Origin of the sequence: Nocardia sp. AB354 (assembly GCF_049538315.1) — a bacterium.
GTDB classification, from domain to species: domain Bacteria; phylum Actinomycetota; class Actinomycetes; order Mycobacteriales; family Mycobacteriaceae; genus Nocardia; species Nocardia nova.
The window spans coordinates 373,084-388,371 of sequence record NZ_JBMVFU010000002.1; the positions used below are offsets into that span (position 1 = coordinate 373,084).

Here is a 15,288-nt window from a genome sequence, read left to right on the forward strand (position 1 = left end):
GGGCGCAAACTGGTCGCCCGAAGCAGGAATAACCCGTGAAGGCCCCCGGGTTGTCTCACGTCACAGGGCACCGAAGGGAGAACACTCGGATGGTTGGCGCATGATCGACGGCGTGAACGAACAACCGCACACTGGGCTACCGACTCCTGGTGTACCGCCCGTTCCGCCGAGTTCTTCGGCCATGCGCAGAGCCTTGCGGCGTGCGCGCGACGGGGCGACGCTCAATCTCGACGAGGCCGTGGTGCTGCTGCACGCGCGCGGTGCGGATCTCGAGGATCTGGCCGCCTCCGCGGCGCGGGTGCGGGATGCCGGGTTGCGGGAGACGTATTCGGGGGACACCCTGCCCATCACCTATTCCCGCAAGGTGTTCATTCCGCTCACCCGCCTGTGTCGCGACAAATGTCATTACTGCACATTCGTGACGGTGCCCGGCAAGCTGCGCGCCGACGGCCACGGCATGTATCTGGAACCCGACGAGGTGCTCGAGATCGCCCGTAAGGGCGCCGAATTGGGTTGTAAGGAAGCGCTTTTCACGCTGGGTGATCGCCCGGAGGACCGCTGGCCGGAGGCGCGGCAGTGGCTGGACGAGCGCGGCTACGATTCCACTCTCGACTACGTGCGCGCCATGTCGATCCGGGTGCTCGAGGAAACCGGCCTGCTGCCGCATCTGAATCCGGGGGTGATGAGCTGGGCGGAGATGTCGCGACTCAAGCCGGTCGCCCCGTCGATGGGCATGATGCTGGAGACCACCTCCGAGCGCCTGTTCACCGAGCGCGGTCAGGCGCATTACGGCAGCCCGGACAAGGATCCGCAGGTCCGGCTGCGCGCCCTCACCGATGCCGGACGGCTGAGCATCCCGTTCACCACCGGCATCCTCGTCGGCATCGGTGAGACCTACGCCGAGCGCGTCGACTCGATTCTGGCGATCCGCAAGTCGCACAAGGCTTTCGGGCATGTGCAGGAGGTGATCGTGCAGAACTTCCTGGCCAAGTCCGATACCGCCATGCGCGACACCCCCGATGCGGATCTCGCGGAGTTCCGCGCCACCATCGCGGTGACCCGGTTGCTGCTGGGGCCCAAGATGCGGATTCAGGCCCCGCCGAATCTGGTGTCGCTCGACGAGTGCCGGGCCCTGATCGATGCCGGTATCGACGATTGGGGCGGGGTGTCGCCACTGACCCCGGACCATGTGAACCCGGAGCGGCCGTGGCCGAACCTCGAGGTGCTCGCCGAGGTGACCGCGCAGGCCGGCTATGTGCTGACCGAGCGGCTCACGGCCCATCCGAAATATGTACTCGCCGGCAATCCCTGGATCGACCCGCGCGTGCTGGGACATGTCGGCGCACTGGCGGATTCGCGCACCGGACTGGCCCGCGACGTGAATCCGTCCGGTCGACCGTGGCAAGAACCCGACCAGTCCTGGGAGTCGCTGGGCCGGGTGGATCTCAACACCGCCATCGACACCGAGGGCCGCAATACCGAGTCGCGCAGCGATTCCGGGCTCGACAGCGACGGCCTCGGCGCCTTCGGCGACTGGGAAACCGTTCGGGAACAAGTACTTTCACTCAGCGCGCCGGTGAAGCTCGACACCGACGTGTTGAGCGCCCTGCGCGCCGCGGAGAAGGATCCGGCCGGGCTCACCGACGACCAGTACCTGGCGCTGGCCACTGCCGACGGCCCGGAACTCGACGCCATCGCCGCGCTGGCCGATCAGCTGCGCCGCGACACCGTCGGCGACGACGTGACCTACGTGGTGAACCGCAATATCAACTTCACCAACATCTGCTACACCGGCTGCCGGTTCTGCGCGTTCGCGCAGCGCAAGGGCGATGCCGACGCCTTCACCCTCTCCGCCGACGAGGTCGCCGAACGCGCCTGGGAAGCGTATGTGGAAGGCGCGACCGAAGTGTGCATGCAGGGTGGCATCGACCCCGACCTGCCGGTCACCGGGTACGCCGATCTGGTGCGGGCGGTCAAGAAGCGGGTGCCGTCGATGCATGTGCACGCGTTCAGCCCGATGGAGATCGTCAACGGCGCCTCGCGCGGCGGGCAGAGCGTGCACGATTGGCTCTCGGCGCTGAAAGAGGCCGGGCTGGATACGATTCCGGGCACCGCGGCGGAGATTCTCGACGACGAGGTGCGCTGGGTGCTCACCAAGGGCAAGCTGCCCACCTCGGCGTGGATCGACGTCATCACCACCGCCCACAAACTCGGCATTCCGTCGAGTTCGACGATGATGTACGGCCACGTCGACAATCCGAAGCACTGGGTCGGCCACCTGCGGGTGCTGCGCGGCATCCAGGACGAGGCCGGTGGGTTCACCGAATTCGTGCTGCTGCCGTTCGTACACCAGAGCGCGCCGCTGTATCTGGCGGGCGCGTCGCGGCCGGGGCCGACGATCCGGGACAACCGCGCCGCGCACGCGCTGGCCCGCATCATGCTGCACGGGCGCATCGCCAACATCCAGACCAGCTGGGTGAAGCTGGGCATCACCGGCACCCAGGTGATGCTCAACGGCGGCGCCAACGATCTGGGCGGTACGTTGATGGAGGAGACCATTTCCCGGATGGCCGGATCGGAGCACGGCTCGGCGAAGTCGGTGGCCGAACTGGTCGAGATCGGCGCCGGGATCGGTCGCCCGGTGCGGGAGCGCACCACTACCTACGGGATACCGAAACATCAGGTGTCGGCCCTGCCGCTGACCGTCGGCTGATTCGTCGGCGCCGCCTGGCGGACCCGCGCCGCGGAACTTCGGAGGCGGGCGTCGCGCACACCGGCGGCTCCGGCGATTCGGACACCCGCCGGACCGGCGAATCGGACACCGCCGGACCGGGTCGGCGAACAGCGCCGGAGACGGTGTGTCGCATCCCGTCGGGATCGACAAGTTAGGCAAGGCTGACCAGTTGTAATGTGAGTCCCCGGGATACTGTTGCGCGGGCGGAAGTGTCCCGCAGGCAAGGACAGACTAGGAGAACGGCAGTGCCGTACATCATCGCTGAACCGTGCGTTGACGTGAAGGACAAGGCGTGCATCGAGGAATGCCCCGTGGACTGCATCTACGAGGGCAATCGCATGCTGTACATCCAACCCGACGAGTGCGTGGACTGTGGTGCATGTGAGCCGGTGTGCCCGGTGGAAGCGATCTTCTACGAGGACGACACCCCGGACCAGTGGAGCGGGTACATCAACGCGAACGTCGACTTCTTCGACGACCTCGGCTCGCCCGGCGGCGCAACCAAGGTCGGCAAGACCGACTACGACGTGCCGTTCATCGCCGCGCTGCCGCCGATGGCGAACGAGTAGGTAGCGCCTCGGTGATCCGCGATCGTGTGCGGGTCAGCAGTCTGCTGCCCGATTTTCCCTGGGACACCATCGCCGGGGCCAAGGCTCGCGCCGCGGCGCATCCCGACGGCATCGTCGACCTGTCGGTGGGCACACCGGTCGACCCGGTCGACCCGCTGATCCGCGCCGCGCTCGACTCGGCCGCCGCCGTCCCCGGGTATCCCGCCACCTACGGCACTCCCGAATTGCGGGAGGCCGCGGTGGCGGCGGTCGCGCGCCGCTTCGGCATGTCCGGCATCGACTCCGATGCGGTGCTGCCGGTGATCGGCACCAAGGAATTGATCGCCGGATTGCCGCGACTGCTGGGCCTCGGCCCCGCGGATCTGGTGGTGATTCCCGAGGTGGCGTATCCGACCTACGAGGTGGGTGCGCTGTTGTCGGGTTCGCGAATTCTGCGGGCGGACGGCATGACTCGGCTCGGCCCCGAATCGCCGGCGCTGATCTACCTGAACTCACCGTCCAATCCCACCGGCCGGGTGCTCGGCATCGACCATCTGCGCAAGGTGGTGTCCTTCGCCCGCGAACGCGGCGCGATCGTCGCCTCCGACGAGTGCTACCTGGGCCTGACCTGGGATGCCGAGGCGGTATCCATCCTCGACCCGCGCGTCAGCGACGGCGACCACACCGGTCTGCTGGCCATCCACTCGCTGTCGAAGACGTCGAATCTGGCCAGCTACCGGGCCGGTTTCGTCACCGGCGACGTCGAGTTGATCCGGGAGCTGCTGGAGGTGCGCAAACATTCCGGCATGATGGTCCCGTACCCGATCCAGGCCGCGATGACCGCCGCACTGGCCGACGACCGGCACGAGGCTCAGCAGCGCGAACGCTACCGCGCCCGCCGCGAGGTGCTGCGAACGGCGTTGGAGGAGGCGGGTTTCCGCATCGACCACTCCGAGGCCGGCCTGTATCTGTGGTCCACGCGCGGCGAGAACTGCCGCACCACGCTGGACTGGCTCGCCGAGCGCGGCATCCTCGCCGCACCCGGTGACTTCTACGGCCCCACCGGCACCGAGCACGTGCGCATCGCCCTGACCGCGACCGACGAGCGCATCGCGGCCGCGGCGGTCCGGCTGTCCGCCTGAGACGGCGGCCGGGCCGCGCCTCGGTTTCCTCAGCAATCAACCGGCGACGCGACGCGCGTCGTACTCGTCGGTTTACCGCAGCATCGCCCCGATGCGGGACTAGCCTGGCGTTATGGACGCTGTCACGGTTGTCCCGACTCCGGCGAACGAGCCGGTTCACTCGTATGCGCCGGGGAGCCGGGAACGAGGACTACTGATCGGCAAACTTGCCGAAATCTCCGGGCGAACGGTCGATGTGCCGCTCGTGATCGGTGGTAAGCATCGGCCGGGGACCGGGCCCCGCTCCGAGATCGTGATGCCGCATCGGCACGAGCACGCGCTGGGCACCTACGCCGATGTGACTCAGGAGGAAGGCCGGGCCGCGATCGAGGCGGCGACGGCCGCCGCGCCGCCGTGGCGCGCGCTGCCGTTCACCGAGCGCGCCGCGGTGCTGCTGCGGGCCGCCGATCTGCTGGCCGGGCCGTGGCGGGAGACGGTGGCCGCCGCGACCATGCTGGGGCAGTCGAAATCGGCGTATCAGGCCGAAATCGACGCACCCTGCGAGCTGGTGGACTTCTGGCGGTTCAACGTCGCCTTCGCGAGCCACATCCTGGCGCAGCAGCCGGAATCGTCTGCGGGCGTGTGGAATCGGATGGATTATCGCCCGCTCGAGGGATTCGTCTACGCGATCACCCCGTTCAACTTCAGTGCGATCGCCGGGAATCTGCCGACCGCGCCCGCGCTGATGGGCAATACCGTGGTGTGGAAGCCCTCACCCACCCAGACGCTGGCGGCGTACTACACGATGCGGGTGCTCGAGGAGGCCGGGCTGCCGCCGGGGGTGATCAATCTGGTCACCGGTGACGGCATCGAACTGTCCGAGGCCGCGCTGACCGATCCGCGCCTGGCCGGCATCCACTTCACCGGCTCCACCCGCACCTTCCAGCACCTGTGGCAGCGCGTGAGCGCGAATATCGGTCACTACCACGGATATCCGCGGCTGGTGGGGGAGACCGGCGGGAAGGATTTCGTCCTGGCGCACCGCTCGGCCGATCCGGACGCCTTGCGCACCGCGCTGATTCGCGGCGCCTACGAATATCAGGGACAGAAATGTTCGGCCGCCTCCCGCGCCTACATTCCGCGCTCGCTGTGGCGCGAGATGGGCGACGATTTCCTCACCGAGGTCGACGAACTGAGCTACGGCGACGTGGCCGAGCTGGCCAATTTCGGTGGGGCCGTGATCGATCGGCGCGCCTACGACAAGAACGTCGCCGCGATCGAGCGGGCCCGCGCGGCCGGTTTGGGCATACCGGCGGGCGGCACCTACGACGACAGCGAGGGCTACTTCGTCGAGCCCACCGTGCTCCTGGCCGATACCCCGCGCGACGAGGCGTTCACCACCGAATACTTCGGGCCGATTCTGGCGGTGTACGTGTACGACGACGATCACCCCGAAGCCTTCGATTCGATACTGGCGGAGGTGGATTCGGCGGCGCCCTATGCGCTCACCGGCGCTGTCTTCGCCCGCGATCGGGCCGCGATCGACCGGGCCGCCACCACACTGCGCTTCACCGCGGGCAATTTCTACGTCAACGACAAGCCGACCGGCGCGGTGGTCGGCCAGCAGCCCTTCGGCGGTGCGCGCGCGTCCGGCACCGACGACAAGGCCGGGTCGTATCTGAACCTGCTGCGCTGGGTCGCGCCTCGGACACTGAAGGAAACCTTCGTGCCGCCGACCGACTACCGCTATCCGCATATGGAGTCGGAATGAACGGCTTATCGGTGGCCCCACCCGGCCGGCGGCGATGAACCCGCTGCGCCCCGCGATCCTCGCCGCCGCCGGATCGGTGCGGATGAAGCGGGCGATCACCGGGTTTCCGGTCACCGCCGAGGTCGTGCACCGGTTCGTGGCCGGTGAGACCCGCGCCGACCTGGCCCCGGTCGTCGGCGAGCTGCTGGGCAGCGGCCGGATGGTGAGCGTCGACTTTCTCGGTGAGTACACGACCGAACGCTCGATGGCCGATGACGCCGTCGCCGAATACCTCGCGTTGATCGATGATCTGGCCCGATGGAACCGCTGGCAATCGGCGCAACCCGTTGCGCCGGTGGAGGTTTCGGTGAAGCTCTCGGCGCTGGGCCAGTCGCTCGGGCTGGCGGGTCCGGAGATCGCCACCGCGAATCTGCGGACGCTGTGCGAGCGGGCGCAGCAGGCGGGGGTGTGGATCACCGTGGACGCGGAAGACCACACCACCACCGAAACCACCGAGTCGACCGTGCACATGATGCGTGCCGACTATCCCTGGCTGGCGGTCGCCACCCAGACCTATCTGCGCCGCGCGGAGGATCGCTGTCGCATCGCCGCGGCCGAGGGCGCGCGAATCCGGTTGTGCAAGGGCGCGTATCGCGAGCCGGAGTTCGTCGCCTACCAACGCGCCGCCGATGTGGACGAGTCGTATCTGCGGTGCCTGGAACTGCTCATGGCCGGTCCGGGCTATCCGATGGTCGCCACCCACGATCCGATCATGATCACCGCCGCCCACGACCTGGCCGGCCGGAACGGGCGCGCCCCGGGCGATTTCGAATTCCAGATGCTCTACGGCATCCGCTCGCTCGAACAGCGGCGCCTCGCCGAGGACGGGCACGCGGTGCGGGTCTACATCCCCTACGGCGACCAGTGGTACGGCTACCTGATGCGAAGGTTGGCCGAACGTCCGGCCAACCTCGGCTTCTTCCTCCGCGCCCTCGCCGAGCGCTGAATCAGACCAGCGGTCGCCCGAAGCGCCGGCGCAACCGCATGTCCGCGAGGTAGAAGTTGAACGGGAAGACCCGGATCACCGTGGGCATCCGCGTCCACACCGCCGAGATCGTGCGCAGGACGAATCGGAACCGGCGTTCGTCGCGTGCGGTCCAGCGCATCCCCATCTCGTCGCGCAGATGCTGCGGCAGCAGGGCGGTGACGGTGAAGCGATGGAACCGCCCGGCCAGCAGCTGAATCAGGCGCGGCTGCATCTTCAGGTCGATCAGATCGTTGAAGTAGCGGCGCACCGGCTCGTCGATGGTCTTCGTCGCGAGGTTCTCCTCCCAGAACGCGTAGAACGCGTCCCGGTCGGCCGGCCACATCTCCGGACGCATCTGCAGCCCGGTGCCGAGCCGGACGCTGTAGCGGTAGAAACGCTCGGCGAGTTCGGGATTCATCGGTCCGCGCATGCGCCGGTACAGATCGTCGACGCCCCAGTACAGGCAGGCCGCCACCCACAACTGCAATTTCGGATCGAAGGCGTTGTACTTGACCGGGCTGTTCGATCCCGAATGCACCGGGCGGTGCGAGGCGTTGACCGCCTCCCGATAGCTCCGCACGTCCTCGTCGTTGCCCAGCCAGGCCACGGCCAGATAGGTCAGCGTGGTGCGCAGCCGCTTGAGCGGGTGCAACGTCACCTTGCCGCTGTCGACCGTGCTCTCCAGCACGCCGTAGCCGACCGGCGGATGGCTGAGCTGCATGATCACGTTCGCGGCACCGCCCAGGAAGGCGGCCACGCCGTCGATGTGTTCGCGCACCGTCTCCGGGGTCAGCTCGTCGCCCGGAATCTCGGGCAGCGGCTCGGTCGCGCGCAGGGGGGCGGTCATCGTCGACTCGTCTCCTGTTCCTCCCCGCCGGATCGGCGAGAGAATATGAGAAGCTTTCGTATAAACCTTCTCATCGGTGTGGCATCGTGTCAATCGAGGCCGCTGACCATATGGGATGATGAGAGCGTCACCGTGTCCGCGACCCGGGCGAACGAGAGGAACCACCATGACCGGCTCGACCAGACTGTCGACTCGGCTCCTGCCGCTGGTTCGCGGCGCGGGTCCGGAGGACCGCAATCAGACCACGGTACTCGACGCGGCACTGCTGGCTTTCCTCGATTTCGGCATCAAACGCACCAGCATGGTCGAGGTCGCGCGGCGCGGCCGGCTGTCGCTGGCGACGCTGTATCGGCGCTTCGCCGGCAAATCCGATCTGATTCAGGCCGTCGGGCTGTGGCAGGCACGCCAGTTCGTGGAACAGGTCGACGCCGCGGTGCAGCGCCAGATCGATCGCGACGCCAGCGCCGAGGATCAGATCGTCGAACTGTTCGTCGCCTTCCTGGACGGGTTGCGCGGCAACAAACTGCTGGACCGGCTGCTGACCACCGAACCGGAGGTCGTGCTGCCCTATCTCACCGTGCAGGGCGCGCCGGTGATCGAGCTGGGGCGCGACTACGTCGCCGAGTTCATCACCCGCCTGCAGACGGAAGACAAACTGCCGCAGTATGATCCGCTGCCACTGGCCGAACTCGTCGCGCGCAACGCGCTCTCGCTCGCGCTGACTCCGCAGACGCTGATCCCGGTCGACGACGAGGCCGCCTGCCGGCAGTTCGCCCGCGACCACGTGGTCCCCGGTTTCAGAATTCCCTAGTCGCCGATCCTGGCATCGGATGGCCGTGTGCCCGGCGATGTCGAGTTGTGGCCGAATCTCACCAGGGGTGAGGCCATCGACCTGTTCGGCGGCTCCGTGACGGCCTGAACGAGGCCCGGCGCGACGACGAGGGTGGACACCGCTCAGTCCGCTCACAGCGCCGCGTCCGGAATGTCACATGAGCTCCTCCGGACCGTATTTCGCACCGCAAGTCCGGCGCCGGACATATTCGTGGTCACCGGCACTAACCGAGTATCGCTGTTACCCTTACCGAAACGGCGAGGAGATGTGGGTGAGCGAGGGACGACCAGCGCCGGAGGGCGTCGATCCGACCAAACCGAATGCGGCTCGGATCTATAACTACCTGCTGGGCGGCAAGGACAACTACGAAGCCGATCGGATTGTGGCGCACCGGATGCTGTCCCTGGCACCGGACAATCGTACGGTTGCCTCGTTCAGTCGCGAATTCCTCACGGGCGCTGCGCGACTGGCCGCGGAGGCGGGTATCCGCCAATTCGTCGACATCGGTTCGGGCATTCCGACCTCACCGAGTGTGTACGAGGTGATCACGCAGGTCGATCCCGATATACGGTTGGCCTACATCGACTACGACCCGGTCGTCTTCGCGCACACGAACGCGATGTACGACGGAACCCCCGGTGTCACAACGATGCTCGGCGATTTCCGCGATCCCGACGACATCATCGCGCGACTGCCCACCGAGGCGGGCATCGATCTCGCCGAGCCGATCGCGATGCTGCTCGTCGGTGTGCTGCACTTCGTGCTCGAGGACGAGGCCCCGGGTGTGGTGATGTCCCGTTTCCATGAGGTGATGGCGCCCGGTAGCTATGTGGCATTCACCCACGGCGCCACCGAGAGCGACGAGACATGGGTCACTCAGACCGTGACCGATACGGTCGGCAGCACAGCCCAGTTCGTCTTCCGTTCCAGGGCTGACGTCGCCACCATCTTCAAGGAGTTCGACCTGCTCGATCCGGGGGTCGCCCCGATCCAGCACTGGCTCGGCGACGATCTTCCCGAAACCCGGATGGTCGTCATAGGCGGCATTGCCCGCAAGTACTAGTCCGCCGGTACTAGCTCGTGGCCTCGGTCCGCGCCACTGCCGCCGTCCGGGCGATGAGCGTCTCAGCCGTGGCGCGCGGATAGCGTCCCAGGCCGCAGGCATGTGAGACCCCTTCGACGGGGCGGCCGCGCGCCGTTTCGATCAGGCGTAGTGTTCGCATCGACGCCGCCTCGGTGGCCTCCGCATCGACGAATCCGGCGTGGAAGGCGGTCCCGTCCCCCAGATCCAGATCTGCCAGCGGGGCATAGAATTCCGGACGGTTCGACGCTGGTATGCCGGTCCCGGACAGCGGGCCGTGCACGTACTCCAAGGTTCTTCCCGACGGCCAGTGCCGCGCAACGGCATTGGCGAGATCGACCAAAGGTCGAGCGTCCCGCAGGACCGCCCCCGCCCGGTTGCGTTTACTTCCGAGGCACAGGTGGAGGCCGAAGCGGGTGCCCTCCGGTGCCCGCGCGGCCAATGCCGCGATGCCTCTGCTCAGCCCCAGCGCCGAGTCCGCTGCGCGGTGCAGCGGTTGTGCCTTGGCCATCAACACCAGTTCGGCCGGCGCCTCCAACTGGATCACCACGTCTGTGGCTGCTTTCCGCACGGCCGCCATCTCCGCGACGGTCGCGGCGGTGAACACCTGTCGGTTGGCGATCACCCCGGGCAAGCCCAGGGCGATGAATCCGAGCGTGAAATCGGTCGCCATTCCGACTTGTAGCGCGGGGCCGTCCGGTTCGCACAGTTCGGTGTGGATCGGGAAGGCTTCGCGGGCTTCGGCCGAGTAGCCGAGCGACATTGCGGCGGAGTCCGGTTGGACGCCGGAACGCAACCGATACAGCTTTCTGCGTCCACGCACCTGCCGCACTTCCAGAATCCCCTGTTCGACCAGGTCGGCGATTATCGGGAGGACATAGGTCCGGTGGCGGCGCGTCTCCCCGGTGGGCAGGGTGCGCAGCAACGGGCCCGCACCGCGCATCATCGCTCGCATCGCGTCATCGGCGCTCTCGGCCGGGAAACTTCCGACGAGATGCACCGCTCGATCGACCATACCGGAATGGTAGTAATCAAAGCACATTCGCGCATCCGGCCGGAAACATAATCGAAATATCCTCGTTCCGAACCGAATTCGGCACGTCATCGCCTGTTTCGCGGCGAATATGTTGCGTCCGACAGTGTCTGCATATAGCCTGCGCCGAATAAAGATAAATGCCGTGGTCGCCGGCGCCTCTCCGCCGGACGTCCTCACAGGGAGCGGGTCAGTGCGAATCTCGATGTGGGTACGAGTGATTATCTCCGCGATCATGATGTGCTGCTTCGCATCCGGTGTGTCGGCCGCTGCCCCTACGGGGGCCACCTGCAAATCCTTCCCGTTCCCGGTACCGGAGGGCTACCTGGGCGCGACACTGTGCACGCCGCCGGGTGCGCACACCGTGATGGTGCTGATGTCGGGATCCAACTTCAACGGCAGCTACTGGGACTTCGCCTATCAGCCGCAGACCTACAATTTCCGGCGAGCGATGAACGCGGCCGGATACGCCACCCTCGTGGTGGACCGGCTGGGCAACGGTGACAGCACCCGCCCGCCGAGTATGTCGCTGACCGCCAATGCCACCGCGCAGCATCTGCACAGCATCGTCCAGGCCGCGCGCACGGGACTTCCTGGTACCGCGCCGTTCGCCAAGGTGATCACCGCCGGGCATTCGCTGACCTCCGGCACCGCCATCATGGAAGCCACGAGTTATCACGATGTCGACGGCATTCTCCTGACCGGCTACTCGCACGCGGTCAACGTTCCCGAGACCCTGAGTGTCATCGCGACCTATCACCCCGCGGTCGATGAGCCCCGATTCGCCGGGCACGGAATCGATTCCGGATATCTGGCGAGCCGGCCTGGCACCCGAATGCACGATTTCTTCGATCCGGCCGATGTCGATCCGGGTGTACTCGCTCAGGACGAGGAGACCAAGGAGGTTTTCTCGCTCACCGAGTATCCGGACGGAATGCTCTCCACGCTGCCGGGCATGTCCAATTTCATCGACGCGCCGGTCCTCGTGGTCGTCGGCAGCCGCGATCGTATGCTCTGCGGCCCCGACTACGCCGCTTGCGCCGACACTTCGACCTTGCAGGCAGAGGAGTCACCGTTCTTCGCGCCCGCCGCGAAACTGCGCACCTTCGTGCTCCCCGGCAGTGGTCACGCGGTGAACCTGGCCCGCAATACCGTCGACTACCAGCGCACTGTCATCGACTGGGCGAATTCCACGGTCGGGAAATAACCGTCATCGAGCCGCAGCGGGTCGGCCGGGATCGGTGCCACCGTGAGATCTCACGGAAATCCCTCCCGCAGCGCGGCTTTGACGAACTCGCTGCTGTTCTCCAGGATCGCCGGCTCCTGACAACCAGCACGAGGCATGTTGCGTCATACCAGCCGCAGCCCCAGGCGCCGCCGGACCCTCATGTCGAACATATACGCGTTGACCGGAAACATCTTGAGCTGCTTGGGAACTCGCCCCTCGACCGCGCCGACCGCGTGCAGCAGCCTAGCGAGGCGCCGGTCGTCGGATTCGGTCCACGGCATCTCCATCTGCGCGCGCAGATTCGGCGGCAGCAGTCCGGCGACCACCCAGCGGTGAAATCGCCCGAACGCCAGGCGGATCGGCGGCGGGAACATCTTCAGGTCCACCAGATCATCGAAGTACGCGCGGATCGTCGGATCGATCCGGACCTCGGCGATCTGCCGGTTCCAGTAGGCGTCGAAGGCGGCGCGGTCGGCCGGCCACAGTGCCTGCGGCATCTGCAGGGTGGTCCCGAACCGGGCAGCGTGACGGTAGAAGGCCTCGGCCTCCTGCTCGGGCATCGGGCCGTGCATGCGCTCGTAGAGGTCGCGCGAACCCCAGTACAGGCAGGCCGCCACCCACAGCTGCAACGTCGGATCGAAGGCGTTGTACTTGACCGGGCTCTGTGCGGTGGAGCGGACCTGACGATGCTGCCAGTTCACGGCGGCGCGGTAGGCGGCGCGTTCGTCGTCGCTGCCCAGCATGGCCACGGCGAGGTAAGTCAGCGTGGTGCGGGTGCGTTTGACCGGATGCACCATCACCTTGCCGCTGTCGACGGTGCTCTCCACCACGCCGTAGCCGACGGGCGGAAGCGACAGCTGCATGATGACGTTGGCCGCGGCACCGAAGAAGGCGGCCGAACCGTCCAGGTGTGCCGCGACATCGTAGTCGGCGACCGGTTGCCCGGGCGACGTGCGAATGGACGTGGTCATCGTCGACCCCCATCTCCGCGTGAGAAGGCTGCACTTCGACAGTCTCACCACCTCAATGCGCTGTCAACGGCCGCGGGGCGACGAGACGAATTCGCAATCGGCCGCTCGGCCGGGGAGAGTGCCGGCAGTGCCGGATCGTCGAGCCGGATTGATAGGTTGGCGCGATGTCCTACGGTTCGCTGCCGCTGTTGCCCTCGCTGAATCCGGCCGCCGTGGCCGCCGGATATGACATTCCCGATGCGGTCACCATCGACGGTGAGACGCTCTCGCGCAGCGATCTGGTCGGCGCCGCGACCTCGGTGGCCGAACGCATCGCCGGCGCCGGCCGCGTCGCGATTCTCGCCCGCCCGACCGCCACCACCGTGCTGGGCGTCCTCGGCTGCCTGATCGCGGGGGTCGCCGCCGTGCCGGTGCCGCCGGATGCCGGATCGGCCGAACTGGACCATATCCTCGCCGATTCCGGGGCGCGGGCCTGGCTCGGCGCGGCGCCGGACAACCCCACGCTGCCGGTGATTCCGGTGCGCAAACACGCCCGCTCCTGGCACAGCCATCCCGAACCGCCCGCGAACACAACGGCTTTCATCCTCTACACCTCGGGGACCACGGGTGCGCCCAAGGGTGTCGTGCTCAGTCGCGGCGCGATCGCCGCCGATCTCGACGCCCTGTTCGAGGCGTGGGCGTGGACCTCGAAAGACACACTCGTGCACGGCCTTCCGCTGTTCCACGTGCACGGTCTGATCCTCGGCGTGCTCGGGCCGCTGCGAGTCGGCAGCCCCCTCGTGCACACCGGAAAACCCACGCCCGCCGCCTATGCGGCCGCGGCCGGCACCCTGTACTTCGGCGTGCCGACGGTGTGGTCGCGTATCGCCGAAGACCCGGATGCCGCAAAGGAATTGGCGAATGCCCGGTTGTTGATCTCCGGCAGCGCGCCGCTGCCGATCCCGGTCTTCGAACGGCTGCGTGAGCTCACCGGTCAGGCGCCCGTGGAGCGTTACGGCATGAGCGAAACCATGATCACGCTCTCCACTCGGGCCGACGGCGAGCGCCGGCCGGGCTGGGTCGGCCTGCCGGTGGCGGGTGTGCAGACCCGGTTGCGCGACGAGACGGGCGCGCCGGTTCCGCACGACGGCGAAAGTATCGGCGGACTGCAGGTGCGCGGGCCCATGCTGTTCGACGGCTATCTCAACCGGCCGGAGGCCACCGCCGACAGCTGGACCGAGGACGGCTGGTTCGTCACCGGCGATGTCGCCGCGATCGACGCCGAGGGATTCCATCGCATCGTCGGGCGCGAATCGGTGGATCTGATCAAATCCGGTGGCTATCGCGTCGGGGCCGGGGAGGTCGAAACCTGCCTGCTCGGTCACCCGAATGTGGCCGAGGTCGCGGTGGTCGGGATCGAGGACGCGGATCTGGGGCAGCGCATCCGGGCCTACGTCGTGCCGCGCGCGGACACCCCGATGTCGGAGCGGGAACTGATCGACTTCGTCGCCCAGCAGCTGTCGGCGCACAAACGGCCGCGCGAGGTGCTGATGGTGACCGAGTTGCCGCGCAATGCCATGGGCAAGGTGCAGAAGAAGCAGTTGCGCTGATCCGACGATCCGGTGCCGGGAACGTGGCGGGTTGACCTGTACCGCACTCGAGGTTCTAAGGTCGGCGCATGATCGCAACGCTGTCTGCAGCCCAGATCGAGTATCTGGCGGGCCAACGCCTGGGTCGGCTGGCCACCATCCGCCCGGACGGATCGCCGCAGAACAACCCGGTGGGTTTCCGCTACAACGCAGCCCTCGGCACCATCGATATCGCGGGCCACAACATGGGCGCCTCGCAGAAGTTCCGCAATCTCGCCAAGGAGGAGCGGGTCGCGTTCGTCGTCGACGATATCGCCTCGGTGAATCCCTGGCAGGTGCGCTGCCTCGAAATCCGTGGCGTGGCACAGGCTTTGCGAGATGTCGACACCTACCTCGACGGCGGCTCGCGGGAACTGATCCGCATCACCCCGCAGCGCGTGCTCGGCTTCGGCATCGACTAGGCCGGCACCGACTAGGCCCGGCACGAGATACGAAACGCCCCTTCCGCGCTCGGATCGGATGCCGAGCGGGAAGGGGCGTTTCGCGTG

At 67.1% G+C, this 15,288-nt stretch carries 13 protein-coding genes and 1 pseudogene; 11 read left to right on the top strand and 3 right to left on the bottom strand.

The annotated features are described in order from the left end of the window. Positions 1–100: 100 nt before the first annotated feature. The 5 genes from ACPCUW_RS04280 to ACPCUW_RS04300 all read left to right on the top strand — a co-directional run bounded on the left by ACPCUW_RS04280 (position 101) and on the right by ACPCUW_RS04300 (position 7,159). Complete coding sequence (locus ACPCUW_RS04280) at positions 101–2,713, top strand: bifunctional FO biosynthesis protein CofGH (protein WP_423423724.1); 2,613 nt, start codon at positions 101–103, stop codon at positions 2,711–2,713. A gap of 266 nt (positions 2,714–2,979) precedes the next feature. Further along, positions 2,980–3,303, top strand: a complete 324-nt coding sequence (fdxA, locus tag ACPCUW_RS04285; RefSeq protein ID WP_030514872.1) for a ferredoxin — start codon at positions 2,980–2,982, stop codon at positions 3,301–3,303. A gap of 14 nt (positions 3,304–3,317) precedes the next feature. Further along, complete coding sequence (gene dapC, locus ACPCUW_RS04290) at positions 3,318–4,424, top strand: succinyldiaminopimelate transaminase (protein ID WP_423423791.1); 1,107 nt, start codon at positions 3,318–3,320, stop codon at positions 4,422–4,424. A 112-nt stretch (positions 4,425–4,536) separates the two neighbouring features. Next, a complete protein-coding gene (gene pruA / locus ACPCUW_RS04295) occupies positions 4,537–6,174 on the top strand; it encodes an L-glutamate gamma-semialdehyde dehydrogenase (RefSeq protein WP_423423725.1) in 1,638 nt (545 codons plus the stop codon). 34 nt (positions 6,175–6,208) lie between these two features. Beyond that, entirely contained in the window at positions 6,209–7,159 is a 951-nt protein-coding gene (locus ACPCUW_RS04300; protein WP_423423726.1) for a proline dehydrogenase family protein, read from the top strand. Between the two features lies 1 nt (position 7,160). Here the strand turns inward: ACPCUW_RS04300 and ACPCUW_RS04305 are convergent, their stop codons facing one another. Next, complete coding sequence (locus tag ACPCUW_RS04305; protein WP_423423727.1) at positions 7,161–8,027, bottom strand: oxygenase MpaB family protein; 867 nt, start codon at positions 8,025–8,027, stop codon at positions 7,161–7,163. Positions 8,028–8,193: 166 nt separating this feature from the next. Here ACPCUW_RS04305 and ACPCUW_RS04310 point away from each other — a divergent pair, with 166 nt between their 5' ends. From ACPCUW_RS04310 to ACPCUW_RS04320, 3 genes and pseudogenes are all read left to right on the top strand, one after another. After that, positions 8,194–8,838, top strand: a complete 645-nt coding sequence (locus ACPCUW_RS04310; protein WP_030514877.1) for a TetR/AcrR family transcriptional regulator — start codon at positions 8,194–8,196, stop codon at positions 8,836–8,838. A gap of 27 nt (positions 8,839–8,865) precedes the next feature. Next, positions 8,866–8,960: pseudogene (locus ACPCUW_RS04315) on the top strand (ABC transporter ATP-binding protein); the annotation flags it as partial. Positions 8,961–9,130: 170 nt separating this feature from the next. Continuing rightward, on the top strand, positions 9,131–9,922 hold the full coding sequence (locus ACPCUW_RS04320; RefSeq protein WP_106957097.1) for an SAM-dependent methyltransferase: 792 nt from the start codon (positions 9,131–9,133) through the stop codon (positions 9,920–9,922). A 10-nt stretch (positions 9,923–9,932) separates the two neighbouring features. Here ACPCUW_RS04320 and ACPCUW_RS04325 read toward each other — a convergent pair whose 3' ends face one another. Continuing rightward, complete coding sequence (locus tag ACPCUW_RS04325; RefSeq protein ID WP_423423728.1) at positions 9,933–10,955, bottom strand: hypothetical protein; 1,023 nt, start codon at positions 10,953–10,955, stop codon at positions 9,933–9,935. Between the two features lie 235 nt (positions 10,956–11,190). On the opposite strand from ACPCUW_RS04325, the gene ACPCUW_RS04330 reads away from it, so the two are divergent. Further along, positions 11,191–12,180 (top strand): alpha/beta hydrolase, encoded by a 990-nt coding sequence (locus ACPCUW_RS04330; RefSeq protein ID WP_423423729.1) that lies wholly within the window; start codon positions 11,191–11,193, stop codon positions 12,178–12,180. A 143-nt stretch (positions 12,181–12,323) separates the two neighbouring features. Here ACPCUW_RS04330 and ACPCUW_RS04335 read toward each other — a convergent pair whose 3' ends face one another. After that, positions 12,324–13,172: an oxygenase MpaB family protein gene (locus ACPCUW_RS04335; protein ID WP_423423730.1), complete on the bottom strand. Its 849-nt coding sequence runs from the start codon at positions 13,170–13,172 to the stop codon at positions 12,324–12,326. Positions 13,173–13,336: 164 nt separating this feature from the next. Between ACPCUW_RS04335 and ACPCUW_RS04340 the strand changes: the two genes are divergently transcribed. Both ACPCUW_RS04340 and ACPCUW_RS04345 read left to right on the top strand, forming a co-directional pair. Next, positions 13,337–14,761 carry an acyl-CoA synthetase gene (locus tag ACPCUW_RS04340; RefSeq protein ID WP_423423731.1) on the top strand — a complete coding sequence of 475 codons (1,425 nt, stop codon included), beginning with the start codon at positions 13,337–13,339 and terminating at the stop codon, positions 14,759–14,761. Positions 14,762–14,829: 68 nt separating this feature from the next. After that, on the top strand, positions 14,830–15,201 hold the full coding sequence (locus ACPCUW_RS04345) for a PPOX class F420-dependent oxidoreductase (protein WP_195073493.1): 372 nt from the start codon (positions 14,830–14,832) through the stop codon (positions 15,199–15,201). Positions 15,202–15,288: the final 87 nt, after the last annotated feature.